General features: G+C 69.1%; 24 protein-coding genes. 10 read left to right on the forward strand and 14 right to left on the reverse strand.

Translation table 11 applies throughout. The features are described from left to right. Positions 1 to 1,163 (reverse strand): glucose-6-phosphate isomerase (locus ACESK5_RS08105; RefSeq protein WP_372911051.1); only part of this gene is annotated, 1,163 nt, incomplete at its 3' end. A gap of 45 nt (positions 1,164 to 1,208) precedes the next feature. Then, on the reverse strand, positions 1,209 to 2,234 hold the full coding sequence (locus ACESK5_RS08110) for a hypothetical protein (protein WP_372911052.1): 1,026 nt from the start codon (positions 2,232 to 2,234) through the stop codon (positions 1,209 to 1,211). A gap of 196 nt (positions 2,235 to 2,430) precedes the next feature. Here ACESK5_RS08110 and ACESK5_RS08115 point away from each other — a divergent pair, with 196 nt between their 5' ends. Beyond that, positions 2,431 to 2,940, forward strand: a complete 510-nt coding sequence (locus ACESK5_RS08115; RefSeq protein ID WP_372911053.1) for a hypothetical protein — start codon at positions 2,431 to 2,433, stop codon at positions 2,938 to 2,940. 227 nt (positions 2,941 to 3,167) lie between these two features. Beyond that, positions 3,168 to 3,665 (forward strand): DUF5812 family protein, encoded by a 498-nt coding sequence (locus ACESK5_RS08120; RefSeq protein ID WP_372911054.1) that lies wholly within the window; start codon positions 3,168 to 3,170, stop codon positions 3,663 to 3,665. A 46-nt stretch (positions 3,666 to 3,711) separates the two neighbouring features. Here the strand turns inward: ACESK5_RS08120 and ACESK5_RS08125 are convergent, their stop codons facing one another. After that, positions 3,712 to 4,119 carry a cupin domain-containing protein gene (locus ACESK5_RS08125; RefSeq protein ID WP_372911055.1) on the reverse strand — a complete coding sequence of 136 codons (408 nt, stop codon included), beginning with the start codon at positions 4,117 to 4,119 and terminating at the stop codon, positions 3,712 to 3,714. 113 nt (positions 4,120 to 4,232) lie between these two features. Between ACESK5_RS08125 and ACESK5_RS08130 the strand changes: the two genes are divergently transcribed. Further along, positions 4,233 to 5,066: a phosphoenolpyruvate hydrolase family protein gene (locus ACESK5_RS08130; protein WP_372911085.1), complete on the forward strand. Its 834-nt coding sequence runs from the start codon at positions 4,233 to 4,235 to the stop codon at positions 5,064 to 5,066. Beyond that, positions 5,066 to 6,289, forward strand: a complete 1,224-nt coding sequence (locus ACESK5_RS08135; protein ID WP_372911056.1) for a Tm-1-like ATP-binding domain-containing protein — start codon at positions 5,066 to 5,068, stop codon at positions 6,287 to 6,289. Before ACESK5_RS08130 ends, ACESK5_RS08135 begins: the two co-directional genes overlap by 1 nt. A gap of 428 nt (positions 6,290 to 6,717) precedes the next feature. Here the strand turns inward: ACESK5_RS08135 and ACESK5_RS08140 are convergent, their stop codons facing one another. The 3 genes from ACESK5_RS08140 to ACESK5_RS08150 all read right to left on the reverse strand — a co-directional run bounded on the left by ACESK5_RS08140 (position 6,718) and on the right by ACESK5_RS08150 (position 10,249). Continuing rightward, positions 6,718 to 7,044, reverse strand: a complete 327-nt coding sequence (locus ACESK5_RS08140) for a hypothetical protein (RefSeq protein ID WP_372911057.1) — start codon at positions 7,042 to 7,044, stop codon at positions 6,718 to 6,720. Between the two features lie 87 nt (positions 7,045 to 7,131). Further along, a complete protein-coding gene (locus tag ACESK5_RS08145; RefSeq protein ID WP_372911058.1) occupies positions 7,132 to 8,634 on the reverse strand; it encodes a lipopolysaccharide biosynthesis protein in 1,503 nt (500 codons plus the stop codon). A 430-nt stretch (positions 8,635 to 9,064) separates the two neighbouring features. After that, positions 9,065 to 10,249, reverse strand: a complete 1,185-nt coding sequence (locus tag ACESK5_RS08150) for an FG-GAP repeat domain-containing protein (protein ID WP_372911059.1) — start codon at positions 10,247 to 10,249, stop codon at positions 9,065 to 9,067. Between the two features lie 200 nt (positions 10,250 to 10,449). On the opposite strand from ACESK5_RS08150, the gene secF reads away from it, so the two are divergent. Then, positions 10,450 to 11,325, forward strand: coding sequence for a protein translocase subunit SecF (gene secF, locus ACESK5_RS08155; RefSeq protein WP_372911060.1), 876 nt, complete (start codon positions 10,450 to 10,452; stop codon positions 11,323 to 11,325). Further along, a complete protein-coding gene (locus ACESK5_RS08160) occupies positions 11,325 to 12,878 on the forward strand; it encodes a preprotein translocase subunit SecD (protein WP_372911061.1) in 1,554 nt (517 codons plus the stop codon). Before secF ends, ACESK5_RS08160 begins: the two co-directional genes overlap by 1 nt. Before the next feature lie 48 nt (positions 12,879 to 12,926). Here ACESK5_RS08160 and ACESK5_RS08165 read toward each other — a convergent pair whose 3' ends face one another. Continuing rightward, the gene (locus tag ACESK5_RS08165; protein WP_372911062.1) at positions 12,927 to 13,661 is read right to left on the reverse strand and encodes a hypothetical protein; all 735 of its coding nucleotides are present in this window, start codon (positions 13,659 to 13,661) and stop codon (positions 12,927 to 12,929) included. Between the two features lie 105 nt (positions 13,662 to 13,766). Further along, on the reverse strand, positions 13,767 to 14,561 hold the full coding sequence (locus ACESK5_RS08170; RefSeq protein WP_372911063.1) for a winged helix-turn-helix transcriptional regulator: 795 nt from the start codon (positions 14,559 to 14,561) through the stop codon (positions 13,767 to 13,769). A gap of 211 nt (positions 14,562 to 14,772) precedes the next feature. Between ACESK5_RS08170 and ACESK5_RS08175 the strand changes: the two genes are divergently transcribed. After that, positions 14,773 to 15,027 carry a hypothetical protein gene (locus tag ACESK5_RS08175; RefSeq protein ID WP_372911064.1) on the forward strand — a complete coding sequence of 85 codons (255 nt, stop codon included), beginning with the start codon at positions 14,773 to 14,775 and terminating at the stop codon, positions 15,025 to 15,027. Positions 15,028 to 15,155: 128 nt separating this feature from the next. Here ACESK5_RS08175 and rnhB read toward each other — a convergent pair whose 3' ends face one another. From rnhB to ACESK5_RS08195, 4 genes are all read right to left on the reverse strand, one after another. Further along, entirely contained in the window at positions 15,156 to 15,800 is a 645-nt protein-coding gene (rnhB, locus tag ACESK5_RS08180; RefSeq protein ID WP_372911086.1) for a ribonuclease HII, read from the reverse strand. An 85-nt stretch (positions 15,801 to 15,885) separates the two neighbouring features. After that, positions 15,886 to 17,253, reverse strand: a complete 1,368-nt coding sequence (locus ACESK5_RS08185) for a tRNA pseudouridine(54/55) synthase Pus10 (RefSeq protein ID WP_372911065.1) — start codon at positions 17,251 to 17,253, stop codon at positions 15,886 to 15,888. A gap of 123 nt (positions 17,254 to 17,376) precedes the next feature. After that, positions 17,377 to 18,027, reverse strand: a complete 651-nt coding sequence (locus ACESK5_RS08190; RefSeq protein WP_372911066.1) for a DUF4112 domain-containing protein — start codon at positions 18,025 to 18,027, stop codon at positions 17,377 to 17,379. A gap of 14 nt (positions 18,028 to 18,041) precedes the next feature. Beyond that, positions 18,042 to 18,323, reverse strand: a complete 282-nt coding sequence (locus ACESK5_RS08195; RefSeq protein ID WP_372911067.1) for a hypothetical protein — start codon at positions 18,321 to 18,323, stop codon at positions 18,042 to 18,044. Between the two features lie 100 nt (positions 18,324 to 18,423). On the opposite strand from ACESK5_RS08195, the gene ACESK5_RS08200 reads away from it, so the two are divergent. Further along, positions 18,424 to 19,512 (forward strand): succinylglutamate desuccinylase/aspartoacylase family protein, encoded by a 1,089-nt coding sequence (locus ACESK5_RS08200; RefSeq protein ID WP_372911068.1) that lies wholly within the window; start codon positions 18,424 to 18,426, stop codon positions 19,510 to 19,512. Positions 19,513 to 19,521: 9 nt separating this feature from the next. Here the strand turns inward: ACESK5_RS08200 and ACESK5_RS08205 are convergent, their stop codons facing one another. Then, positions 19,522 to 20,910, reverse strand: coding sequence for an MFS transporter (locus ACESK5_RS08205; protein ID WP_372911069.1), 1,389 nt, complete (start codon positions 20,908 to 20,910; stop codon positions 19,522 to 19,524). Between the two features lie 202 nt (positions 20,911 to 21,112). Between ACESK5_RS08205 and ACESK5_RS08210 the strand changes: the two genes are divergently transcribed. After that, positions 21,113 to 22,096, forward strand: coding sequence for a response regulator (locus ACESK5_RS08210; RefSeq protein WP_372911070.1), 984 nt, complete (start codon positions 21,113 to 21,115; stop codon positions 22,094 to 22,096). 63 nt (positions 22,097 to 22,159) lie between these two features. Next, positions 22,160 to 22,933 (forward strand): competence/damage-inducible protein A, encoded by a 774-nt coding sequence (locus tag ACESK5_RS08215; protein WP_372911071.1) that lies wholly within the window; start codon positions 22,160 to 22,162, stop codon positions 22,931 to 22,933. Positions 22,934 to 22,942: 9 nt separating this feature from the next. On the opposite strand, the gene ACESK5_RS08220 is transcribed toward ACESK5_RS08215, so the two are convergent. Next, on the reverse strand, positions 22,943 to 25,027 hold the full coding sequence (locus tag ACESK5_RS08220; RefSeq protein WP_372911072.1) for a PAS domain-containing protein: 2,085 nt from the start codon (positions 25,025 to 25,027) through the stop codon (positions 22,943 to 22,945). Between the last annotated feature and the right edge of the window lie 77 nt (positions 25,028 to 25,104).

Genomic DNA, 25,104 nt, shown 5'->3' on the forward strand with positions numbered 1-25,104 from the left:
CCGGCGAGTTCGCCGTAGAGGACGCAGGCGGCCTCCATCGAGTAGAGGAGTTCGCCCAGCGCGTACTCGTCGACGTGGTCGATTTCGAGTCGGACGTTCGGGACGTCCGCCGCGACGAGCGAGGCCTCCGTCGCCTCGAACTCCGCGTCCAGCAGTTCACCGAGCGACGCGCCGCCGAGGTACGACAGCCCTTCGAGGTCGGTCTCCGGAATCCCGACGTCGGCGTACTCGCGGGGGCGCAGGAGGGTGACCATCTTGTCGTGCGGTCCTGCCCGATAGAGCTGGAGCTGCGAGTGCTGGTCGGTCGCCCCGAGCGCGCGGGCGGGCGTCTGACCGAGGCCGTCTTTCCCCAGCGACTCGGCCCACAGCTGGGCGAACCACTCGGCGAAGTACTCCAGCGACTCGGCGTACGGCATCATCGCGTTGGTCAGCGCGCCGCGCTCCGCGAGCGCGTACGAGACGGCCCCGTACGCGTAGGCGGGCGACTCGAACAGCGACCCCGAGAGCGACTCCGCCGCCGACGCCCCGCCCGCCAGCAGCGCCTCGAGGTCGTGTCCCTGCACCGCCGCCGCCGCCAGGCCGACCGTCGACAGCACCGAGAACCGCCCGGGGACGCCGTCGGGAACCGGGAGCGAGGGGAGGCCGTGCTGGTCGGCCAGCCGTCGCAAGTTACCCTCCTCGCCCGTGGTGACGAGCGTCCGCTCGGTCCAGTCGACGCCCGCCGAATCCATCGCCTCGCGGACGACGAGGAACGTCGAGAGGGTCTCCGCCGTGGTCCCCGAGCGCGAGACGACGTTCATCACCGTCTTCTCCAGCGGGAGCGAGTCGAGGAGCGCCCGGGTGTGGACGGGGTCGACGTTGTCGAGGTAGTACGCCTCGACGTCGGAGTCGAGCGCCGCCGAGAGCGTCGCGGCCCCGAGCGCGCTCCCGCCGATGCCGACGTTGAGGAACGCCTCTGCGTCCGCGAACGGCTCGACGGCCCGGTGGATAGCGTTGGTGTCGACCGTCTCCGGGAGGTTCAGGGCGGCGTAGCCGTGTTCGCCCTCCGCTCGTCCGGTCTCGATCCGTTCGTGTGCTGCCGCGACGTGGCCGTCGAGTCGTTCGAGTGAGTCGCGCGAGACGCCCGGCGTCGTCTCCAGTGCGTTCCCGATGTCGACGTACATACACCTCGACCCGCGTCGGGGAGCGACAAGTACGTGCCGGTAACCTCACTCGTCGTCGGTTTCGGTCGTCGCCCCGGACACCGTCTCCACCGCCCGCGAGACCATCCGCTCGGAGTAGCCCGCGGCGAACCCGACGACGATGAAGACCGGGGCCGTCACCTCGCTGAACCCCCCGGCGAACGACGTCTGGAGGAAGAAATAAAACAACACTGCCGAGATGGCACCGATGAGACCACGCGCCCAGGTGACGGTCAGTCCCGTGATTCGCTGGGCGACCTTCGTCGAGACTCTCTTCTTCTGAAGCGAGCGCATCCCGAACAGCGACGCGCCAATCATCCCCGAGAGGGCGACGAACACGACGAAGCCGGCACTCGTGACGACTGGCGGTGTCTGTGTCACCGTTCTCGTCGTAGTCTCGGTTGTCGGGTCGAGCTCTGTGGTGGTCGTGGTTCCGGCTGCCGGGTCGGTCACGGTGATGGTCGTGATTTCCGTCATGACGTCGGTCGCGACGTTCTCGGCGGGAATCGTAAACGGCGGCTGGAGGAACAGTGCCACCCCGAAGTACGGGAGTATCGATAAGACGAGGAACAGCACGGCCGCGATGGTACCCAACCAGAACAGCTGGCTGAACTGGTTCTGGAGGTAGTAGCGCTTCAGGTGGACGCCCTCGTACTGCTCGTGGAGAATCTCGCTCGCTGCACGGACCGTTTCACCGGTCACGTCGTCGTCGAGCTGCTCCGCTCCGAGGAGTTCTTCGACAGACTCCTTCTGCTTTCCTCCGAGCGCGCCGAGCGCCTCCGTGCGGACGACCTTCGCCCGGGTCCGGAGCGCGTCAGCGTCCGGCTCGATGCTGTCGAGTGCCTCCAGGCCATGTGTTTCGAGACGCTGCGCCGCGTGAAAGTGCCGCCACCCGTCCTCGACGCGCCCTTTGTCGAGAGCCTCCTCGACGTTCTCGAAGAGGTCGACGACGTCTCGATGCCAGAACGTGCCCTCGCCGTCTGCCCGGGAGACCAGCGTGTCGAACTCCTCGCGGTACGTCTCGAAATCAGCACGCAGCCGGACATACCCCATGTTCCTCTCACGTCTCCACCGACGGAACCGGTCGAACGGAGACCCTTCTCTGTCGACGACTCTCGACGATTCCCCACCCTGAACGCTCTCGACGGAACCCATCCCACCGCACTAGTCACACTGGGGTGACATATACTAGTACGGCAATCTCCTGTCGGACCGCGTCGGTTAACTCTCGCGGGTCCTAACGGCGGGTATGACCGACGGCTACCGCGGGGTCTTCGGTGCCTTCCCGTACGCGTTCCGGCAGAGCCGGTCGCTCCTGTTTCGCTCGTACGTCCTCGTCGGCGCGCTCGTGGCGGCGGCGGTGACGGTCCTGTTCGGTGCGGGACTCGTCGTCCTCGTCGCGCAGACGGCCGCCATCGAGGGCGGGTCGCTCACGCTCTCGCGGGCCTTCTACGTCGTCGTCGGCCTCTTCGTCGTCGCGCCGCTCGTCGCGCCCGTGCTCTTCGTGGCCCGTCGCCACCGTCGACAGGAGGGCGACGACGCCCGGTACGACCTCGTGCTGTCGCTTGCGGGCTACCTGTTCATCGCGTCGCTGTACGTGGGACTCGTCATCACGGTCCCTTCGGACCAGCAGACCGCCCCACCGACCGCGGCCGAACCGCTCGTCGCGTTCCTCTACGGGCTTCCGCAACTGGCGGGCGTGGTACCGCCGCTCCTCGGGGCGGTACTCATCCTCGCTGCTCACCGACTCCTCCGTTGACGCCGGCGAGCGCGCGGCCGGCGTCGTCGGGAACGCGCGAAGGCCACGGCCGGGTCGGACTGGCTGGGGCAGGGAGGAGGCCTCTCGTCGCGGCCGCACACCGCGTGTCTCCCCGCCGCGACGAGCCACCTCGTCGACAGCTTCCCGAGCCACCGATACGAACAGCCTCGTCCTCACCACGCGTCGAGGACGAAAAGGTGAACCGTCGCAGTCGCCTCCCTCCGACGATGAGCGACGACGCATCCGAACGGGCCGCGAAGTCGGAGAAGACGGGGACGTTCCTCGTCACGGCCGCCGACGAGGAGTCGGCCGTGCTGAAGGACGTGACGAGCGGACAGGTCCACACGCTGGCGTCGAGCCCCGGCGTCGAACCGGACGACGCCGTCGAGGGGACCGTCGAACCCGAACCGCCGCTGAACGTCTCGTGGCGCCTCGTCGACGTCGACCGGCGGTGGGGAATCTCGCTCGAGGTGAGCGAGGAGTCGCCGACGACGCTGGCCCGGGAGCTAGCGGCCGACCAGTCGGTCGGTGACCTCACCCGGAAGGAACGCGCGGGGACGGGCGAACTCCACGTCATCTCGGTCCCCGAGGACGGCACGGACGAGGCCGTCGAGGACGTCCTCGCCGACAGGGAGAGCACGCTCTCGCGGGCGGCCCGACTGGGTGTCGCCCGGGTCGAAATCCGGTCCGAACCCGGTGTCGTCGCCGTCCGGTACATGCCCTGACGACCCGGACTCGAACCCGGGCCCGGGCCCGAATCCAGACACCCGTTCAGTCGCGCGTCGGTACCTCCCCCGCGGGGACGATGGTGCAGTCGGGCAGGTCGGCCAGGACGTCCTCGGGACCGGGCGGGGCGTACACCGCGAGCAGTTTGAGCGTCTCCCACCCCGTGTTCACCGTGCCGTGCTCGACGCCGGCGGGGATGTACACCATCTCGCCGGGGCCGACGTCGCGGCTGTCGCCCGCGACGGTCTGTTCGCCCTCCCCGCTCAGGAAGTAGAGTATCTCGTCGCTGTCGGGGTGGGTGTGGAGTTCGTGTCCCTTACCGGGTTCGAGCTGTACGACGCCGGCGCTGAACCGCTCGGAGTCACACACGTCGGGCGTCGCCATCCACTTGAGCGTCCCCCAGTCGAACTGCTGTGTGTCGACGTCGTCGGGTTCCACGTAGTACGTTGCCATACACCACGTCCCTCTCGTGACGCCGAATTAACTATTTCGTGGGCCGCGTGAGGTCGGAACCCCCGCCGCAACACTGATACTCGCCGTCCGAATTGGTGTCAGTGGTCATGGCAATGAGATACACACGTGAGGAGTCGCTCGACCGACTCCGTGAGACCGTCGCGGCGGGCGACCCTGTCATCGGGGCCGGCGCAGGGACCGGTATCTCGGCGAAGTTCGCCGAGCGAGGTGGCGTCGACCTGCTCATCATCTACAACTCCGGCCGCTACCGGATGAACGGCCGCGGGTCGCTCGCGGGGCTACTCCCGTACGGCGACGCGAACGAAATCGTCGTCGAGATGGGTCACGAGGTCCTCCCCGTGGTGGAGGACACGCCCGTCCTCGCGGGCGTCAACGGCACCGACCCGTTCCGCGACATGGACGTGTTCGTCGACGACCTCCAGCGCCGCGGCTTCTCCGGCGTCCAGAACTTCCCCACCGTCGGACTCATCGACGAGGACAGCGGCTTCCGGCAGAACCTCGAGGAGACCGGGATGGGGTACGACAGGGAGGTAGAGATGATTCGAACGGCCTCGGAGAAGGGGATGCTCACCTGTCCGTACGTGTTCACCGAGCAGCAGGCGCGCGAGATGACCGAGGCCGGCGCGGACGTCGTCGTCTCCCACATGGGGCTCACCACCTCCGGCGACATCGGCGCGGAGACGGCGCTCGACCTCGACGCGGCGGCCGAGCGCGTCCAGGCGCACCACGACGCCGCCAGAGCGGTGGACGACGAGGTCATGGTCATCTGCCACGGCGGCCCTATCGCGTGGCCCGACGACGCGGCGTACGTCCTCGACAACACCGAGGGCGTCGTCGGCTTCTTCGGCGCGTCCAGCATCGAACGCCTCCCGACCGAGGAGGCCATCGAGAACCAGGCGCGCGAGTTCAAGGAAATCGACCTCTGATGGCCGTCGTCATCGTCGGAACGCTCGACACGAAGGCCGAAGAGATCGGGTTCGCCCGCGACGTCGTTGAGGCGCAGGGCGTCGACGTCCACGTCGTCGACACGGGCGTGATGGGCGACCCCGGCTTCGAACCGGACACCGCCGCGAGCGACGTCGCCGCCGCGGGCGGGGAGTCTCTGGAGACACTCCGCGACTCCGGTGACCGCGGCACGGCGATGGAGGTCATGGGTGAGGGTGCCGCCGCCGTCTGCCAGCGCCTCCACGACGAGGGCGTCCTCGACGGGGTCCTCGGCCTGGGCGGGTCGGGCAACACCTCCGTCGCGACCACGGCGATGCGGGCGCTCCCCTACGGCGTCCCCAAACTGATGGTGTCGACGATGGCCTCCGGCGACGTCCGACCGTACGTCGAAGCGCGCGACGTGATGATGCTGTACTCCGTCGCCGACGTCGAGGGGCTGAACCAACTCTCCAGGACGGTCATCTCGAACGCGGCGCTCGCGATGGTGGGGATGGTGTCGAACGAACCGGACGTCGAAGTGGAGGACAGGTCGACGGTCGGCCTCACGATGTTCGGCGTCACGACCCCCTGTGTCAAACACGCCCGGTCGTGGCTCGAAGAACGGGGCTACGAGACCATCGTCTTCCACGCCACCGGCACCGGGGGAACCGCGATGGAGACGCTGGTGCGAGAGGGAGTCATCGACGGCGTCCTCGACGTCACGACGACCGAGTGGGCCGACGAACTCGTCGGCGGTGTCCTCTCGGCGGGCCCGACTCGCCTCGACGCGGCCGCCGAGACGGGAACGCCACAGGTCGTCTCCACCGGCGCGCTCGACATGGTGAACTTCGGCCCCCGCGAGGAGGTGCCCGCGGAGTTCGAGGGCCGAACACTCCACGTGCACAACCCGCAGGTGACGCTCATGCGGACCACGCCCGACGAGTGTGCCGAACTCGGCCGCATCATCGGTGAGAAACTCAACGCCGCCACCGGTCCGACGGCGCTCGCGCTCCCCCTGAAGGGCGTCTCGCTGCTCGACGTGGAGGGCGAGGACTTCTACGACCCCGAGGCCGACGCGGCGCTGTTCGACGCGCTTCGGGAGACGGTCGACGACGACGTCGACCTCCTCGAACTCGACACCGACGTCAACGACGAGGCGTTCGCCGAGGCCGTCGCCGAACGGCTCCACGAGTACATGCGCGAGGCCGGCCGCGCGCCGGAGTGACCGTCACCTCCAGTCGAAGCGGTGGCCTTTCTCCTCGGTTTGCTATTTATTCTCGCTGTGAACTACCGACCGTCCGCTGGCCGTCGCGGAGGCGTGGCTCCGAAGCGCGCTCGGCGCTGCTCTCCTGTCATCTCCAGTCGAAACGATGCCCTTTCGGTCCCCGACCAGTCCGGACGACTACTGTTCGCACGGGAGTCCGCCGCGGCGTCCGATTCCGGCCGTCACTGCGCTCGGCCGTCGGCGGTTCTCGCTCGACTGTCTGTCACCTCCAGTCGAAGCGGTGCCCTTCCGTCTCTATCGACTACAGTCCACTCCAGACGGTATATAGTGGCTCCCGTACCTCACGGGTCGCTCTCTCCAGTCGAAACAGTACCCTTCGATGTCCGGTTCGGGATGTGCGACAACGTTCGTCACAGTACTCCGGCCGCTCACGTCCCTCGTCCGCTCTCGGCGTTCGGGCCGGCGGCGCTTTGTACTTTCCAGCCCCCCTCGTGGTCGGCCACGCGGGTCGTGAACGTGATCTCGGTCTCCGGACCCATCTCCTCGCCGCCCTCGACGGCCTCGATACGGAAGCGGATGTCGAGCGAGTCGCCACAGCAGCCCACGTCGGCGAACTCCTCGAACTCCGATCCGACCGAGAGGTCGTCGACGACCTTCCGGAGGTAGTTCCGGTACCGCGGACTCTCGACCTGTTCGCGGCCCCACTTCGAGAGCGCTTCGGGATACGACAGGAGAACGCGCGTCGCCTGTGTCATGCGCGTGAGTACGAGGGGGAGCGAGAAGAGCGTGGTGGCGCGTGCCGGAACGACGCACGGGCGTCGTCGCGTCCGGCCGCGTCGGTTTCAGCTGACGACGCTGGAGACGAGTTGCTGGAGGTTCGCGCGCATCCCCCAGTTCGTCCCGAGGTCAAGCGCGAGGACCGCCGCGGCGTAGACGACGCCGCCGGTGACGACCATGGCGCAGAGTTCGACCCACGCCGGCAGGACGAGCGCCTGTCCGACGTACCACGTCGCACCCGCCATCACGGCCGAGGCGACGAGCGGGTAGGTCGCCCCCGAGATGGTCCGGACGCCGCTCATCTCCAGCACCTTGCCGGTGATGTAGAGGTTTATCGGGAGGCTGACCAGCAAGTTCACCGCGAGGACCAGCAGGGCGGTCCCCGTGATGCCCCAGCGGACGGTCACCGGGTAGATGAACACCGCGATGACGAGGACCTTGAGGAACGACGTCTTGGTGATGTAGTCGGGACGCCCCACGGCCTTCCAGAGGGCGCCCATCACCTTCCCGAGCGCACGGTAGACGCCGTAGAGGGCCAGCAACTGCATCGCGACGACCATCGGGAGCCACTCGGCACCGAACGCCGCGGTGACGAACGCGGGTGCGACGACGGCGAACCCGACGCCCATCGGGACGGCGACGAACGACACCATCCGCACGGTGGTGAGGTAGCTCTCCCGGAGGCGGACGACGTCGGTCTGGAACTTCGAGAACGCGGGGAACATGACCCCGGCGATGACCTGGCTCAGTTCCGTGGCGGGCGCGTTCGACATCCGGTAGGCGTACTGGTAGTACGCGAGCGCGACCGGCGAGAGGAGCCAGCCGACGAAGACGTCGTCGCCCTCGTTGTAGAGGAAGTAGAGGATGGACGACCCGGTGATCCACTTGCCGAAGTGGATGAGGTCGCCCGCCGCCTCGCGGTCGAAGCCGACGCCCGGCCGGAAGTCGTGGATGAGGTACGAGGCGACGAGGCGGACGACGTCGGCCGCGAGGAACGCGCCGACCCACGCCCACGCCGAGGGGTCCCACAGGGCGAACGCCAGCCCCGTGAAGAAGAACGCGAGCGTCCCGCCGGTAGTGTAGACGAACATCTTGTGGTACTCGAGGTTCTTCTGGAAGTAGACGACAGCGGGGTTCTTCAGGCCGCGCAGGACGGCCGAGACGCCGAGTACCTGGACGAGCGGCACCGCCGCGGGGGCGTCGAACAGCCGTCCGATGAACGGTGCGGCGAGGAACAGCACCCCGAAGATGACGACGCCGCGGGCGACTTCCATCGCGAGGACGGTGTTGAGGTAGCGGTCGACGTTGTCCTCGACGCGCTGGATGAGCGCCTCGTTGAGGCCGACTTCGGTGAGGCTCCGGAGGGCGCTCATCGAGACGAGCGCGATGCCGACGAGGCCGAGTTCGAGGGGGCCGACGAGACGCGCGAGGATGACGAGCAGGACGAGAGGGAGCAGCCGGTCGACCATGTTCTGGCCGAAGAGCCAGACGGCGCTCTTGGCGGCGCGCTGCCCGGTTCCGCCGCTCGGGACGAGCCGACGGACGATCGATATGAGCTTTCGAGACATGATGGTCTGAGTGTAGCGAATCCAGAAGCCGCAGTTCACCCGGCCCCGGCGTCGAACACGGAGCGGCGAGACGACTACTTCGGACGTGGCCGTATCTACCCCGGTCGGGAGCATTGTTATGACCGCAGTAACGGCACCCGTCGCCGCCGACAGGGTGAGGCTGCCGGCCGATTTCTCGCCGGTCGAGCGCGCTTAACCGCGTACTAAACCGAGCGGCTCGACGCCCTCCGGGCGGTACTGTCGCACGGGTCGACCACCGGGGGAGGAGTCCAGCCACCTCGGCGGGGGCTGGGAACGACCCGGGTGCGGAGTGGGCGTGCGGGGCGAGAGCGGACGGAGAGGTGAGGGACGGACGAGACGAACGGAGAGGCGGGGGACGGACGAGGAAAGAGTGGACGTGCGCGAGCGACTGTCGCTGTCGCTGTCGGTGTCAGCGTTCGAACGCCGTCTCGTTGTACCAGACGTCGACGTGCTCTGTGGGGTGATACGACTTGCCGACGATGTCGGGGCGGCCGTCCCCGTTCAGGTCGACGGCTTTCGCCTCGTGGGTCGGGACGCCGACGCCGACGAGTTCGGCCTCGAACCCGCTCCCGCGGTTGCGGAAGACGAACTGCCGGGGTCTCTCGGTCTGGAGGCCCATCTCGGCGACGTAGACGTCGAGTCGGCCGTCGCCGTCGAAGTCGGCGACGGCGAGCGAGTGGGGGTTCGAGAGCTGGTCGTGCAGGACGGTCGGCACCCAGTCGGTGCCGTCGAAGTCGAACACGGCGACCCGCCCGGGGATGTCGCCGTTGTACGGGCGGTCACCCTCAGCGATGACGAGTTCGAGCTCGCCGTCGTCGTCGAGGTCGGCGGCCGCGAGGCGGGTCCACTCCCACCCCTCGGCGACGACTTCGCGCTCCCACTCCCCGTCGACGCTGTGGAAGACGTTCGGGCCGGCGACGATTTCGGTGTCGCCGTCGCCGTCGATGTCCACGACGAGCAGTCCCTCGACGTGGAGGTCCTCACAGACGACGTGGAGGTTCTCTTCGGGCCACGGCTCGACCGTCGGGTCGGCGGGGATGTCGTAGTAGAACACCGTTTCGCTCCGCTGTGAGCAGCCGACGAGTTCGAGGTCCCCGTCGTCGTCGACGTCCGCGAGGACGAGGTCGTGGTACTTCTCGAACCGCTCGGAGACGAGGTGGAGCGACCACTTCTCCCGTGGGTTCTCGGGCTGGCGGAGCCAGTAGATTCCGCGCGCCCCGAGCGCCTGACCGACGACGAGGTCGACGCGCCCGTCGCCGTCGACGTCGCCGAGCGCCCCGCCGAGCGCGTAGAGGTCGCCGCGCGGGGCGACGACGTGACGCTTCCACCCGTCGCCGAGGTTCTCGTACCAGAAGACGTTCGGCTCCGTGCGCCGGTAGAGCCGCTTGAACACGGGGACGTTGTCGAGCTTGATGGTCCGCCCGGGAAGGGCCAGCGTCGCGGTCCGACCCGACCCGGTGACGACCAGGTCGGGGAGGCCGTTGCCCGTGAGGTCGGCCGGGAGACAGGTGAAGAGGTTCCCACACGGCGGGTTGTCGTCGACGCGTTCGTGGCGGAACCGGAGCGTCGAACGCGCCTGCGTGGTCTGAGACATTACCGCTCGTACTCGTGGAGCGAGCATGGTAACGCGTCGACTAACGCGACCCCTCCGGTATCGACACCCCGCGGCGTGGCACCGGCTGCCGTGCCGGCGTCCGTCTTGCCCGGCCGCCACGCCCCACAGCCTCGGACGGGCGTTCGTCCGCTGAGTCGCACATAAGAAGGCTTATTCGGCGCGCCGGAACACCGACGTACATGGTCGAGTTCGACGTACCGGAGGTCGACTACACCCGGTACACGAATCGTCAGCTCGCGGCGGTTCCGCTCGCGGTTCTCGCTGTCGCCCTCCTCGTCATCGCGGGGTGGACCGTCGTGACTGGCTCGCCGGTCAACCCCGGCCTGGACTTCACCGGCGGGACGGAGTTGCGTGTCTCCGTCGACGCCCCCGAAGGACAGGCACAGCAGGAGATTCGCACGGCGTTCGAGACGCAGCCGGAGTCCATCCGTTCGGTCCCCTCCGACGGCACGTACATCGTCACGTTCCAGTCCGGCGCGGCGACGACGTCGGAGATCGAACGACAGGCCGAGGCGGCCGGCTTCGAGATACGCTCTATCGACGCCGTCTCGGCCGCCTTCGGCTCCGAGACCCAGCAGCAGGCGCTGCTCGGCGTCCTCATCGCCTTCCTCGGGATGAGCGTCCTCGTCTTCTTGATGTTCCGGACGTTCGTCCCCTCCATCGCCGTCGTCATCTCGGCGTTCTCCGACATCGTCATCCCCGTCGCCCTGATGAACCTCCTCGGCATCGAACTCTCGCTGGGGACCGTGGCGGCGCTCCTGATGATCATCGGGTACTCCGTCGACTCGGACATCCTCCTGAACAACCACATCCTCCGGCGGTCGGGCGACTTCTACGAGTCGACCTACCGCGCGATGCGGACCGGCGTGACGATGACGCTCACGTCCATCGCCGCGATGATCGTCATGACCATCGTCGCCACGCTGTTCGGCATCTCGCTGCTCGCCGCCATCGGCATCGTGCTCGTGTTCGGCCTCACCGCGGACCTCATGAACACCTACCTGCTGAACCTCTCGTTGCTTCGGTGGTACAAGTTCGAGGGGGTGGCGCGCTGATGGCCTCCCTCCGAGACAACTGGCGCATCATCCTGCTCGTCGTCGTCCTCCTGGCGTCGACGTTCGCGCTCTTCTCTCCGACCGTCGGGGGGACCGGGAGTGAGAACGCCGCGACGGAGGGGCCGACCAATCTCAAGTACGGGCTCGAACTCTCCGGCGGGACCCGCATCCGCGCACCCCTCGTCGGCGTCACGGCCGAGGGCGTCGACATCGGCGAGGCCGACACCCGGCAGGTCGCCAGGGACGTCGCCGGCGAACTCCCGGCCGCGGACCCGAGCGACGTCATCGTCCGCCGGACCGCACAGTCCACCGCGACGGTGGAGGTGACGGCCGAGAACGTCTCCACGGGGAACTTGGCGTCGACCCTCGACGCGCTCGACCTGTCGTACGAGACGGTCCGCGACGGCGTCACCGAACCGACGCGTGAGGAGGTCGTCCGCGTCCTCCAGAACAAGATCAACGAAGCCGGCCTCTCCGGTGGGACGGTCCAGCAGGTGACCACCGCCACCGGCGCGCACTTCGTCCTCGTGGAGGTCCCGAACGAGGACCGATCCGAAGTCGTGGACCTCGTCGAGTCGCGCGGGTCGGTTCGCATCGACATCTACCACCGACAGAACGGGACGTACACGACTCGCGAGGGCGTCCTCACGGGCGACGACTTCCAGAACATCGGGACCGCCCAGGAGTCCGAGCGCGGACCGTTCGTCCCGGTGACGGTGCGGCCGCAGGCCGCCGCCCAGTTCCAGCAGGCCGTCGTCGAGACGGGCGTCGCCCAGCCCGGCGGGACGACGTGTACCTTCGAGGAGAACCCCAACGCGACGCAGCCGTGTCTCCTCGTCGTCGTCGACGACCGGGTCGTCAACTCGTTCGGGATGTCGCCCGGTCTCGCCCAGAGCATGCAGGCCGGCGACTGGGCCGACGACCCCGCGTTCCAGCTCACTACGCGCAACTTCTCGGAGGCCCAGCGCGTCTCCATCAACCTCCGTGCCGGCGAACTGCCGGCCAAACTCGACCTCGAGGGTGAAGACGGCGGCACCTCCTCGTTCATCTCTCCCAGCCAGGGTGAGAACTTCAAGGTGAACTCCGTCATCACCGGCATGGTCGCCGTCCTGGCCGTCGCCGTCGTCGTCTTTATCCGGTACGGCGAGGCGAAAGTCGCGCTGCCGATGATCGTCACCGCCTTCTCCGAGGTGCTCATCCTCCTCGGCTTCGCCGCCGGTATCGGCTACGCGCTCAACCTCCCCGCCATCGCCGGCTTCATCGCGGTCATCGGGACGGGGGTGGACGACCTCATCATCATCGCCGACGAGGTGATGGCGGAGGGGGACGTCTCTTCCCGCCGGATCTTCCAGTCTCGCTTCAAGAAGGCGTTCTGGGTCATCGGTGCCGCCGCGGCGACCACCGTCATCGCGATGTCGCCGCTCGCGGTCCTCTCGCTCGGGGACCTCCAGGGCTTCGCCATCTTCACCATCCTCGGCGTCCTGGTGGGCGTCCTCCTCACACGCCCCGCGTACGGTGACATCCTCCGGGCGCTGCTGACCGAGGACCGCTGAAGCCCGGTCCACTCCTCCAATCGGCGTGCTCCCTCGCGGGGCCCCGTCTCAGTCCGTGCTTTCCTCTCCGGAGTCCTCTCTCGATGCCGACGGCGAACAGTCGCGCCAGTCGATGGAGGCGTCGACGCACGTCCGTAGTACGGTCGTGCCGCCGTCGTCGACAGCGACCACTCCCCACGCGGCCAGTTTCGGCACGTGCTGGTGAGTGAGTCGGACGTTCAGGCGGTCCCACTCGGAGCCCTCCTCGGCCGACTGGAGCGACTCGACCAGGCCGGCGGGACGCGTCGTGTCCGCGAGGAGCAGGTGGGCGGCGAGCGTCTCGAGCGTCGCCGGCAGTGCACACCGCGAGAGGACCCACAGGAGCGTCCGTCGGTCGGGGTGCGACAGCAGGTCGTACGACACGTCGAGCGCCTCCTCGCCGTCGGCCGAGACGCACTCGGCGAGCGTCGTAGCCGCGACGTGGGGCAGTATCGCCGTCGGGTCGTCGACCCACCCGACGAGACGGTCCGTGTCGACACAGTAGTCGACGACGCCCGTCGCCGCGAGGTGCGGCAGGTGACAGTGGCGGAGTTCGAGGTGGACCCGTTCACAGGCGTCCCGCGGTACGTCTGCCGGTGACTGGCGGGAGTCGGCCGCGGCGACGTGCCGGGCGAGACGTCCGGCCGTCAGCGGGGGGCCGACATCGTGGCCGGCTAGCCGACCGAGGACCTGTCGTCGACGCGACTGCCGCCCGAGACGGCACGCGTCGTCCAGCGGGATGTCGGGTGTCATTCGGGCGCTCACGGGTGCGAGCGACTCCCGCTTCGGCAAACGGGTGAAAAGCGTTTCTGACTACTCCCCCGAAGCGTGCGGGCCGCTGATACGTTCCCCGCGAGCGCGGGGACCGCGTCAGTCCAGATACGCCCGGGTCTCGGGGCTGAGTCGAACGAGGACCGTCCGCCCGTCGTGTTCACGGGTGAGGACGCCGGCCGCCACCAGTCGGTCGACGTGGTTGCTCACGGTACTCGTCGCGAGGCCCAGTTCCGACCCGAGGTCGGTCATCCGGACGGGCTGGAGTCGCCCGACGGCGTCGACGACCCGCGACGTGGACCGGGTCGCGAGCGCCGCGGCCGGACCGGTCTCGTCGTCTTCGACGGGCGTCGGGTACACCCGGTGGTGACCCAGCACCGAGCGCGACTCGACGAGGCCAGCCCGTTCGAGGACCTTCAGGTGGTACCGGAGGGTCGACCGGTCGAGTCCGCTCGCCCGGACGAGTTCGGCGATGTTGCTGCCCGGCACGGCCGTCACGTGGCGGTACACCCGTTCGCGTCTCTCGTTGGCGAGCGTGTCGCCGTCGCCGTCTCGTTCGTACCCGACGAGGAGTGCGAACCCGGGGACGCGCTGGGGGGAGAGGAGGTGACTCACCACCCGCTGGCCGTCGCGGAGCGCGGACGGCACCTCCTCGGCGACGTCACCGACGTCACCGACGCCGAGCGAACCGAGGTTGGTCTGGACGGCGTGGCAGTTCCCGTCCGCAGCGTGTGCGAACGTTCCTGCCGCCGTGGGCGCTGCGGTGGCGGGCACCGCAGTCATGACCGCCGCGAGGAGCACCAGTGCGACGAGTCCGACGAGCCGACCCGTCCCGCTGTGCGTCGCGTGGCCGATCCGTTCGGCCGACGCTCGTTTCTCGGTCTGCGCGAACATCGTGGTATCCATCCTGTACGCTGGAGCAACCACAAGAATGTTGGAGAAGTCTCTCCGACCGACCGGGGCGAAACCCCCGGTAGGTGGTGTGTAACCACGGTACGCGGCAGCCGTCCCCTTCTCATCTGCTGAGAAGGTCCCGCCTACTTATGCCCGACATCGCCGTACCCTGAACTGTACCGCCTTCAGACCGTTCGCCTCCCCTCAGCCCATGTCCGAACTCCCACTCCGCCGTGACGCCGACGAGTCGTCGACCGCAAGCGACGCTCCCGCCCCGACTGACTACTCGACGCGCGGCGTGTCTCTCTTCGACGACGGTGGCGAGTACGCGGCCATCGTCGTTCCCGCGGACGACTCCCCACCCGAGTGTACCATCTTCCCCCTCGACGCGACCGAAGACGAACTCCTCACCACGTGGGTCTCCGCCGAGGAAGGCTCGTTCGTCGCGCTCGACGAGATGCGCTGATCCGTCGCGTTCGTCCCTGCCCGTGGGTCCCCTCTCCGTTCCCGTGTTCCACCCGAGACGCCGTCTCGGTCGTTTCGTTCGTCTCGGGCGTTTGTGGGTCGTCTTCCGTACGCGCCCCCACGTCCCCGTCAGAAGTCGTCGAGCGCGGACTGTTCGGCCGCGGCGAGCACGTCGTCACACGTCTTCCACGACGCCCGTGCACAGGCCGGGAGCGTGCCGTGTTCGCGGACGTACTCCCGCAGGAACGCTCTCGTCGTCGGGTCGCTCGGGTAGCCGCTCCCGACGTCGCCGTACGTCGCGCGCAGGTCGTCGACCAGACGGTCCCGCTCGACTTTCGCGACGATGCTCGCCGCCGCGACGACCGGGTACCGCTCGTCGGCCCCGTGTTCGGCCTCGACGTCGACGGACACGCCACGCTCGCCGACCCCGTCGGCGACGCGACGGGCGAACCGTTCCTCCGAGACGTCGCCCGCGTCGGTGGATACCGGGTCGCCGTCCCGCGCGACGGCCGCGATGGCCTCGACGTGAGCATCGACGGTCAGCCCGTTCATGTCGGTCTCCGGCGCGTCGATGCGTTCGGTGGAGACGACGCCGACCCCGACGCCGTCGGCGACGGCGCGAACCTCGGCGGCCAACTCCTCCCGTCGAGTCGGCGTGAGTCGCTTCGAGTCGTCGACTGTCGGGGGGAGGCCGTCGGGGTCGACCCGGACCGCCGCGGCGACCATCGGCCCCAGTACCGGCCCCTTCCCGGCCTCGTCGCTCCCGACGGAGATTGACATGCGGGGGGATTCGTGCGCCCCGAGAAACCGTTGTCGGTGGTACGACGGCGAGCGCAGGAGGGGCCGCGGTCGGGTCCGCCTACTCGTCCGTCTCGAGGGCGGTTTCCGCCTCGGTCTCGTCCGGGTCTGGGTCCGGGTCCGAGTCCGTGTCCGCTCCTCGGTCGTCCCGGAAGTACGCCTCGTCCTCGAAGGACTCGTCCTCTCCGTAGACACCGACGACGTCGAGCGCCGTCACCGTCGCACCGACGCCGAGGAGACCCGCCAGACTCGGCTCCGTCCGCTCGTCGTCGCCCGAGACGAGTTCCTTGATGTAGAGGCCGCCCTGCCCGTGGAACTCGACGGTGGCGTGGGTGGCGTCCGCCCACTCGCCGCCTGCCTCGTACACCTCGCGCGTCCGCGTGAGGTTCGCCCGTCGGTGGTCGACGCGCTGTGGCGTGTACTGCTCGATGCTCGCGCCCTCGAGGTCGGCGAGCGCGTCGCTCAACTCGTCCTCCGAGACTGCGGCGTCGAACTCGACCTCCGCGTGGTAGCGCTTCGACGCGTCCAGTTCCTTCACCCGTTCGACCATCTCGTACGTGGCCAGTCGGAGGCCCTCGACTTCGACGCGTCCCTCGGCGTGGTCGTTCACGACGCGTTCGAGGGGCCCGACGTTCACCGTTCGCCGCTTCGGGTCGCGCACCTCGACGACGAAGGGGCGGCCGGTGCCGAGCATCCGCGCGTCGACGTCCTCCCGCCCGGCGCCGTGGAACGTCGCCTCGCTCCCGTCCATCGCGTCGCGGATGGGCGGCGCGACGAGTCCCTCGACGCTCGCCTGGTAGAGGTAGCCCGTCCCGTCACACTGGGGACACTCCCGGTCGGCGCCGAGGACGCCACGGCCGTCACAGCGCCCACAGGGCCACTCGGTCTGGGGGATGTCCCGTTCGAGTTTGCGGTAGCGGCCGTAGACGAACGCCGAGTTGACCGTCGCTTCGACCTCCCCGGCCTCGATGTCGAGGAGGAACTGGATGTCGGGTCGGCCGAACTCCACCTCCGTCTCGGTGAGCCGCCCCACCCGTTTGCCGACCTCGCGGTTGAACTCCGACTTGAACAGCTCTCCGGCCTCGGGGTCGAGTCCGGTCTCCTCCCGCAGGAGGGCCTCGTTCTCCTCGACGAGCGGCGGCGTGCGCGTCCCGACCTGGTAGGTCTCGAACTCGACGCCTTCGACCGCGCTCGCGGCGCGTTCGGCCCACTCGTCGAACCGCGCACACTCGCCCTCACAGACCCAGCACTCCGCTGTCGGGGTGGGTTCGAACGGCTCGTCGTCGTCGAGGGCGGCGGCGACGCGGAGCGACCGCCCCCGCTCGGCGTTCGTCAGCCCGAAGCTCCGGTCGGCGAAGGCCCGACCGAGGCAGGCGTCACAGACGGGGCCCGTCCCGTCGAGCGCCCGGGCGTCGTCGAGAATACTCATACGCGAACTGTGTGGGGCGACAGTAACTGTCTTGCGTTGCGCGTCTCGGCTACGCCCGTCCGTCGGTCCCTGCCCCGATGTCGACCGTCCCGCGACTCTCGCTCGGACCCGGCCGTCCCGGCGTCACGCGACGCCGGCCCGACTCAGGAGCCACCACGCCGTCACCCCGACACCGACGCCTACGAGGAGCAAGCCCAGCGTCAAGAGAGCGGTGACGACGAGGACGTACCGGCGGTCCAGGCTCGCCCCCTCGGGCGCATCGAGTCGTGCCTCCGCGAGGCGGACGTTCCGGGCGTTCGCCTTCCAGACGGCGTCGAAGGCGTCCCCTACCAGCGGGAGCGACCCGAACACAGCGTCGACGACGAGCACGACGAGCATCCGCGCGAGCGTCGCCCGCGGGACGCCGAGCGCGGCCGCCCGGGCGACGATGTACGCCGACGCGGCGCTGGTAGGGACGTCGCCGATTCCCGGCACCAGACCGAGGAGCGGGTCGAGACCGATACGGTAGCGCGTCCCCGGCACGCGGAACAGGTCGTCGAGGTAGTAGCTCAGCCGTTCGAGCGCCACCAGTTCCGCTCGTTGCTCGGGCGGTCGCGCCGACCGCTCCCGTGACCGGCCACGCGCTCTGTCGCTCCCCTCCCCGACACCGGCACCGACGTCGTCGCGGCCCGTGTCGACTGCTCTGTCGGGTCCGTCGTCCGCGTCTGCGCCCGTGCCCGCGGATGCGTCCACGTCCGCGTCTGCGTACCCCTCGGAGTCGGTGTTCGACGTCACCCTGCCTCCGCGTCTCACTGTTCCGACTCGCTGTCGAGGCGTTCGAGCCGTTCGACGCCGACCGCTCCCGCGAGCGCCGCGTCCACCTCGGTCCCGGCGTCCGTCTCGCAGGCGACGGTCGTCCGCGCACGGACCCGGAGGTCGTTGAGCCCCGGTCGGACGCCGGTGACGTCGAACGTCTCGACGCGTTCGACGGCGGGAACCCGAGCGAGTCGCTCGCGGGCCTCCTCGCGGAGGGCCGTCCGTCCCCCGCGGGGGACCCGGAGCGTCACCCGGGCGTCGACGAGTTCTGCCATCGCGTGGGGTGGACGTCGGCGTGCACACGCAAAAAGCCTCGCCGCCGTGGTGGCCCGACCGCCGGAAGGACTTACCGCCGTCGCGTCGAGTCGACCACCAATGTCCGACGACGACGCGACCCGCCCCCAGTCCCGGGCGTTCCGGTACGACGGGGAGGTCCCTCCCGGCGAGAAACGACAGTTCCGCTACGAGGTGGGCGAGACGTACCTGGGCGACCCGGTCGAGATTCCGGTGACCGTCGTCAACGGCGACGAACCCGGTCCCCGCGTGTGTATGACCGCCGCGATTCACGGCGACGAACTCAACGGCGTGAAGGTGCTCCAGGAGGTGGCCGACCGGTACACGCCCGCTGGCATCCACGGCACTCTCGTCCTGCTCCACGTCGTGAACGTCCCCGCCTACCAGGCCCAGCAGCGGTACATCCCCATCTACGACCAGGACCTCAACCGGTCGTTCCCGGGCAGGGAGCGGTCGAACACCGCCGAGCGGATGGCGCACCGTGTGTACGACCGGTTCGTGAGTCGGTGTGACGTCGCCCTCGACTTCCACACCTCCACCCGGAACCGGACGACGATGTACCACGTCCGCGCGAACGTCGACGACCCCGACGTGGCCCGGTTGGCGGAGGCGTTCGGTGCGAACGTCATCCTCTCGGGAGAGGGGGAGTCGAGTTCGCTCCGCGCCGTCGCCTCCCGCAACGGGACGCCGACCATCACCGTCGAGATGGGGAAGGCACACCGCTTCCAACCGGCACTCGTCGAAAAGGCACTGGACGGAGTCGAGAGCGTCCTGGCGACGTACGACGTCTCCCCCGAGGGGACGGCGACGGAGCCGTCGTGGCGGAAGGTGATGGGTCCCGACGAGGAAAAACGCTGGCTCCGCGCGGAGACGGGCGGCCTGGTCGAGATGCGGTGGGGTCCCAACCCGCTGGTCCAGGAGGGCGAGACCATCTGCACCATCACCGACCACTTCAAACACGACGAGCACGTCGTCGAGGCACCCTTCACCGGGCTCGTCGTCGGCGTCCTCGAGAACCCCGTCGCGCTCCCCGGCCACCCGCTCTGTCACCTCGTCCGCATCAGCAGCGAGACGCGCGCGGAGATCGAACGCGAGATAACCAGAGGCGAGTTCGACGGCTACCGCTCGTACGGACAGCGGTGGATGGCGGACGAGGAGGAGGCCGAGTAGCGCGTCGGATCAGTCGGCGCGGAGTTCCACTTCCTCCCGCGAGACGCCCGGGACGCCGACCCCGCCGTCCGTCGTACTCACCGGGTCGGCAGGCGACTCGGCCGCCCGTTCGCCGTCGGAGAGCACCCGCAGCGAGAGGACGAGCACCGCGCCGACGAGCACCAGGCCGCCAGCCACGCCGAACGCGACCAGGTAGCCGAAGGAGGCGATCCACCCGCCCAGCACGCCGCCGACGCCTCCGGCGACGGCTCCGAGGGCGGTGTGGACGCCGAGCACCTCGCCGCGGACGCTCGGCGGCGCGAGGCGGGTGACGATGGCCGTCCCGACGACTGCGATGAACGCCCAGGTCACCCCGATGGCCGCGAGGCCGACTCCGGCCGTGACCAGTCCGACCGAGAGCGCACCGAGGCCGCTCACGACGGCGACAGCCGGGAACAGCACGCCACGGGCCGCGAGCGCACCCGACTGGAGGAGTCGGACGTCGTACGTCGTGGCGAACCGCCCCGCCGCCTCGTAGAGGACGGCGGAGCCGAGACTCGACGCGAGATAGAGCGCGAACACCTGTCCCGACCCGAATCCGAGGTCGGTGAAGAACAGCGGGAGGGGTGCCCAGAACGCGGCGAACCCCGTGAAGAAGAGCGCGGCGGCCGTCAGATACGTGGCCAGCGCGGGGTCGAGGCGGCGCTTGAGCCGACTCGGGTGAATCCCCCGCGTCGTCCAGTAGAGGCGGTTCGGGGAGAACGCGAACGTGGCCCCTCTGACGCCCCCCCGTGAACTCGCGAGGAGACGGGCCACACGGCGGACGCGTCGCTCGCTCGTGACGTGGTCCGCCGGCGCGGGGTTCGGGAGCGACCCCGCGGCCCCGAGCGTGCTCACGCCGGCACAGGCGGCGAGCGTCCAGAACAGGACCCGCGTGACCGCCTCTGTCCCGACGAGACTCGTCGCGACGAGGGGCCAGACCGTCCCGAGGACGAGGCCGCCGGCCCAGCCGTACCCCTGGTACTTGTTGAGGCGGCCGATGTGTTCGCCCCACGCGCGCTCGGGGGCGTCGTCGACGACGAGCATCGTCAGCACCGGCGCGACGGACGCGACGACGAGCCACAGCACCGCGTTCGCGAGGATGATGGCCGCGATGCTCGACAGGAGCGGGATGGCCGCGAGCGCGACGGCCACGCCGGCGAGGGTCACGAGCACCAGCGCCCGCCGCCGTTCGACCCGGTTGGCGAGTCGTCCGAACAGGATGGCACCGGGCGCGCCGATGACGGCGGCGCTCGCCGCGAGCAGCCCCAGTTCCACCGGTGTCGCCCCTAGCTGGACGATGTACAGCGGGACGAGGAGCGAGGCACCGCCGAACGCGACGGAGCCGAGCCCCCACGCGTAGAGCCACCGTTCGGTCATACATCAGGGGTGGTGAACGTCTCCGCAAAGGGCTGTCGGTCCCGGTGCCCCGCAGTCCGCCGCCGGACGGGTCCGGACGGAGTGGCGCGTCACCCCCGACCGCCACCGATTATCCGATTCGAGAACTGGCTGACTAGCTTTAATCCGGACCGGACGAACTGCCACTCATCATGGACGTGGTCCGTTCGGTGGGTGGTCGGACGTGACCACCGCCGTCGTCTTCGACGCGACGTGTACGGTGCTCGCAACCGGCGTCGAGGAGCCGACGGCGGGACGCATCCTCCTCGGACCGCGACAGCTAGTCCTCGCGACGGACGCGTGGCGACGGACCGTCCCCGTCACCGACATCTTCGACGTCGTCGACGTGGCGGAGTCGCCCACCGAGGTCCGCGTCGGATACGAGTACGACGACGGTAAACGCGTCGACGGCGGTCGATTCGGCGACCGGACGGAAGCGGAACGGTTCGTCGACGCCCTGTTCTCGGTCTGCCTGAACGACGCGACGGTCCGCGTCCGCGTCGGGGGCGAGACGACGACGGCGCGGTTCGAGACGGGGTCGGAGGCGTGTCGACTCCACTACGCCGACGGCCGCGTCCGGACCGTCGAACGGGTCCGGCGACTCACGCTCGACGGCGACGGCGACTGGATTCGGCTGGCGTACGCGAACCGGTCGGGGTCGGCGGAGATGGCCGTCGCGTTCGACCGGCCCGGACAGCGGAACCTCGCGGGGCGCTACCTGTATCGACTGTCCGACCCGGCCGACGAGACGCCCGCCGACGCCGGCCGGGACGACATCCGCGTCCTCCTCGTCGACGACGACAGCGGCTTCGCCGAGATCGCGACGGTGTTCCTCCCCCGGGCGAACGAGAACATCGTGGTCGAGACGGCGAGTGACGTCGAGACGGGGTTGAGACGGCTCGCGCGCGCACCCGCAGTCGACTGCGTCATCAGCGACTACCGGATGCCCGAGACCAGCGGACTCTCGTTCCTCAAGGCCGTCCGCGAGCGCTCCCCGGACCTCCCGTTCCTCATGCTCACGGGGCGTGGCAACGAGGGCGTCGCCGCCGAGGCGGTCAACCACGGGGCGACCGGTTACCTGATGAAGGACACCGACACGGCTCAGTTCGCGACCATCGCCGAACGGGTCGAGAACGTCGTCCGGACGCACAGGACCCACAGCGCGTGACGGCGTCTGCGGTGTCCGTCCGCCGCCCGTACATCTATTGTCCCGCCTCCCTTCCCCCCGTGCATGGACGTCGCACTCGTGACCGTCGGAGACGAACTCCTCGCCGGCGACACCGAGAACACGAACGCGACGTGGCTCTGTCGACGACTCACCGACCGAGGCGTCACGGTCACGCGCGTCCTCACCATCCCGGACGACCGGGGCGTCATCGCCGACGCGGTCCGCGAGTTCTCACAGGCGTTCGACGCCGTCGTCGTCACTGGCGGCCTCGGGGGCACGCCGGACGACGTGACGAAGGCGGCCGTCGCCGACGCCCTCGACCGTGAGCTGGTGGTCCGCGGCGACGTGAAAGAGGGAATCGTCGCGAAGGCCGAGGCGTACGCCGAGCAGTACCCGGACCTCGCCGACGCGTACGACCTCGACGTCGACTTCGACGCGCAGGCGGCCGTTCCCGCCGACGCCCGGCCGCTCGTCACCGACAGGAGCTTCGGGCCGGGATTCGTCGCCGGCAACGTCTACGCGTTCCCCGGTATCCCGGACGAACTGTACGCCATGTTCGACCTCGTCGCCGACGAGTTCGACGGCGACGTGGTCTCGGAGTCCGTCTACACGCCGGCCCCGGAGGGGGCACTGAACGACCTCCTCACCGACGTCCGGGACCGGTTCGAGGTCAGCGTCGGGAGCTACCCCGGGAAGGGGCGCATCCCGACCCGCATCAAGGTCTCGGGGCCTCCCGGGGCCGTCGAGGAGGCGATGACGTGGCTCCGCGAACGCGTCGACGTGACCGACTCACCGACAGGGGAGCACGACGCCGGGGTCGAGCCGGAGTCGCGCTGAGACGGCCGCTCAGTCGTCGTCCGGCGTCTCGACGTCACGGACCTCGAACCGCGTGCCGCCGCTCGCGCTCTCGGTCACCGACAGCTCCCAGCCGTGAGCTATCGCGACCTGTCTGATGCTGACGAGGCCGAAGCCGGTCCCGTCGGGCTTGCTCGAGTATCCCGGCTCGAAGACGCGTTCGCGGTCCGACTCGGGGATGCCCGGGCCGTCGTCCGCGACGAAGAAGCCCGACCCGTCGTCGAGTGCCCCGACCGAGATGGTCACCGTGGGACCGCCGTGTTCGATGGCGTTCCGGACGAGGTTCTGTAACAGTCGTGCGAGCGCCTGCTCGTCGGCGCGTATCTCCCCGACGTGGCCGACGTCGAGCGTCGCCTCGGCCGTGTCGGTGCTCTCCCAGAGGCTCCGGACGACCGACTCGAGGTCGACCGTCTCCACTGCCGTGACGACGCTCCCCTCGCGCATCACCTGCGCGAGATCGTCGACGAGCGTCTCGACCCGTTCGAGCGCGTCTCCGGCTGCGTCGAGATGCGCCTCGTCACCCGTCGTCCGTGCCAGGTGGAGTCGCCCGTCGAGCGTCGAGAGCGGCGTCCGGAGGTCGTGTGCGAGCACGTCCCCGAACGTCTCGAACTGTCTCGTCCGCTGTTCGAGTCGGCGCTCGTTCGCCTTCCGCACGCTGACGTCGCGGAAGTAGACGGAGAGCCCCGACTCCGACGGGTAGGCCCGGGCTTCGAACCAGGTCGACAGCGGTGGGTAGTACTCCTCGAACGCGACCGTCTCCTGCGTCTCCAGCGCCCTCCTGTACTCCTCGAAGAACGTCGAGTCGACCGCCTCGGGGAACTCCTCCCAAATCGACTGCCCGACGAGTTCCTCGCGGGGGCGGTCGAGGAGGCGTTCCGCCCGGTCGTTCAGGTAGGTGAACCGCCAGTCGGTGTCGACCGCGAAGAAGGCGTCCGACACCCGGTCGAGGACGGCCGCTCGCTCCCGGCGCGCCTCGACCAGTTCCGTCACGTCCTGCTGGAACCCGACGAAGTTCGTGACCGTACCGTCCTCCTCGAAGATGGGTGCGACCGAGACCCGGTTCCAGAAGGCGGTGCCGTCCTTGCGGTAGTTGCGCAGTTCGACCGTGACCGGTTCGGCCGCGTCGATGGCGCGCCGGAGCGTGTCGACCACCCCGGGGTCGGTCTCCCGGCCCTGCAGGATGCGGTGGTTCACCCCCCGTATCTCGGCCTCGCTGTAGCCGGTGAGTCGCTCGAACTGCTCGTTGACGTAGACGATGGGGTTGTCCGGCAGCGACGGGTCGGTGATGGTGATGCCGATGGGTGCGGCGTCCATCGCACGGTTCTTCACGAACAGGTCGTGCTCGCGGCGTTCGTCGGCCGAGACGTCTCTGACGGTGCAGACGAGTTCGTCGCCGGCCGTCCGCGAGACGGCGACGTCGGCGAGCAACTCCGTCCCGTCGCGCCGGTACATCAACACCTCACCCGTCCACTCCGCCTCGGCGACCCTCGGTCGAACCTCCGTCGCGAACGCGTCGTCGACGAACAGGTCGTCCACCTGCTCTCCGACCACCTCGCCGTCGTCGTAGCCGAACGTCTCCGCGAACGCCCGGTTCGTGTACGTGACGGTGTCCTCGACGTCGACGAGAGCGATACCCTCGCGGGCCGTCTCGATGGCGTCGATGCGCTGTCGCAGGGCACGCTCGTTCCGGTAGCCCGCCACCAGGTTCTCCACCCGGTTGGCGAGGACGGCGTACTGCTCGGTCCCACCGGTCTTCTGGAGGTAGTCGCTCACGCCGGCGGAGATGGCCTCGGCGGCGATCTCCTCAGACCCCCGTCCGGTGAAGAGGACGAACGGGACGTCCGGGTCCGACTCCCGGACCGCCCGGAGGAGGTCGAGTCCCGTCTCTCCGGGCATCTCGTAGTCACTGACGACACAGTCGAACCGCTCCGCCTCGAGTCTGTCGAGCGCCGTCGATACGTCGTGGACCGTCTCGATCGAGAACGCCTCGCGTTCGTGTCCCAACAGCAGGGCGGCCGTCTCCGCGAACGCCTCGTCGTCGTCCACGTGGAGGAGACGTATCAGACGATCGGTCATAGTGCTCACGTAGGATACGGATTTGATAGGTGTTGTGGACTGATAAAGACGGTCTGTCAGGACCGGACGTCACCGAC

It is taken from the genome of Salinigranum sp. (assembly GCF_041641895.1).
Classification (GTDB): Archaea; Halobacteriota; Halobacteria; order Halobacteriales; family Haloferacaceae; genus Salinigranum.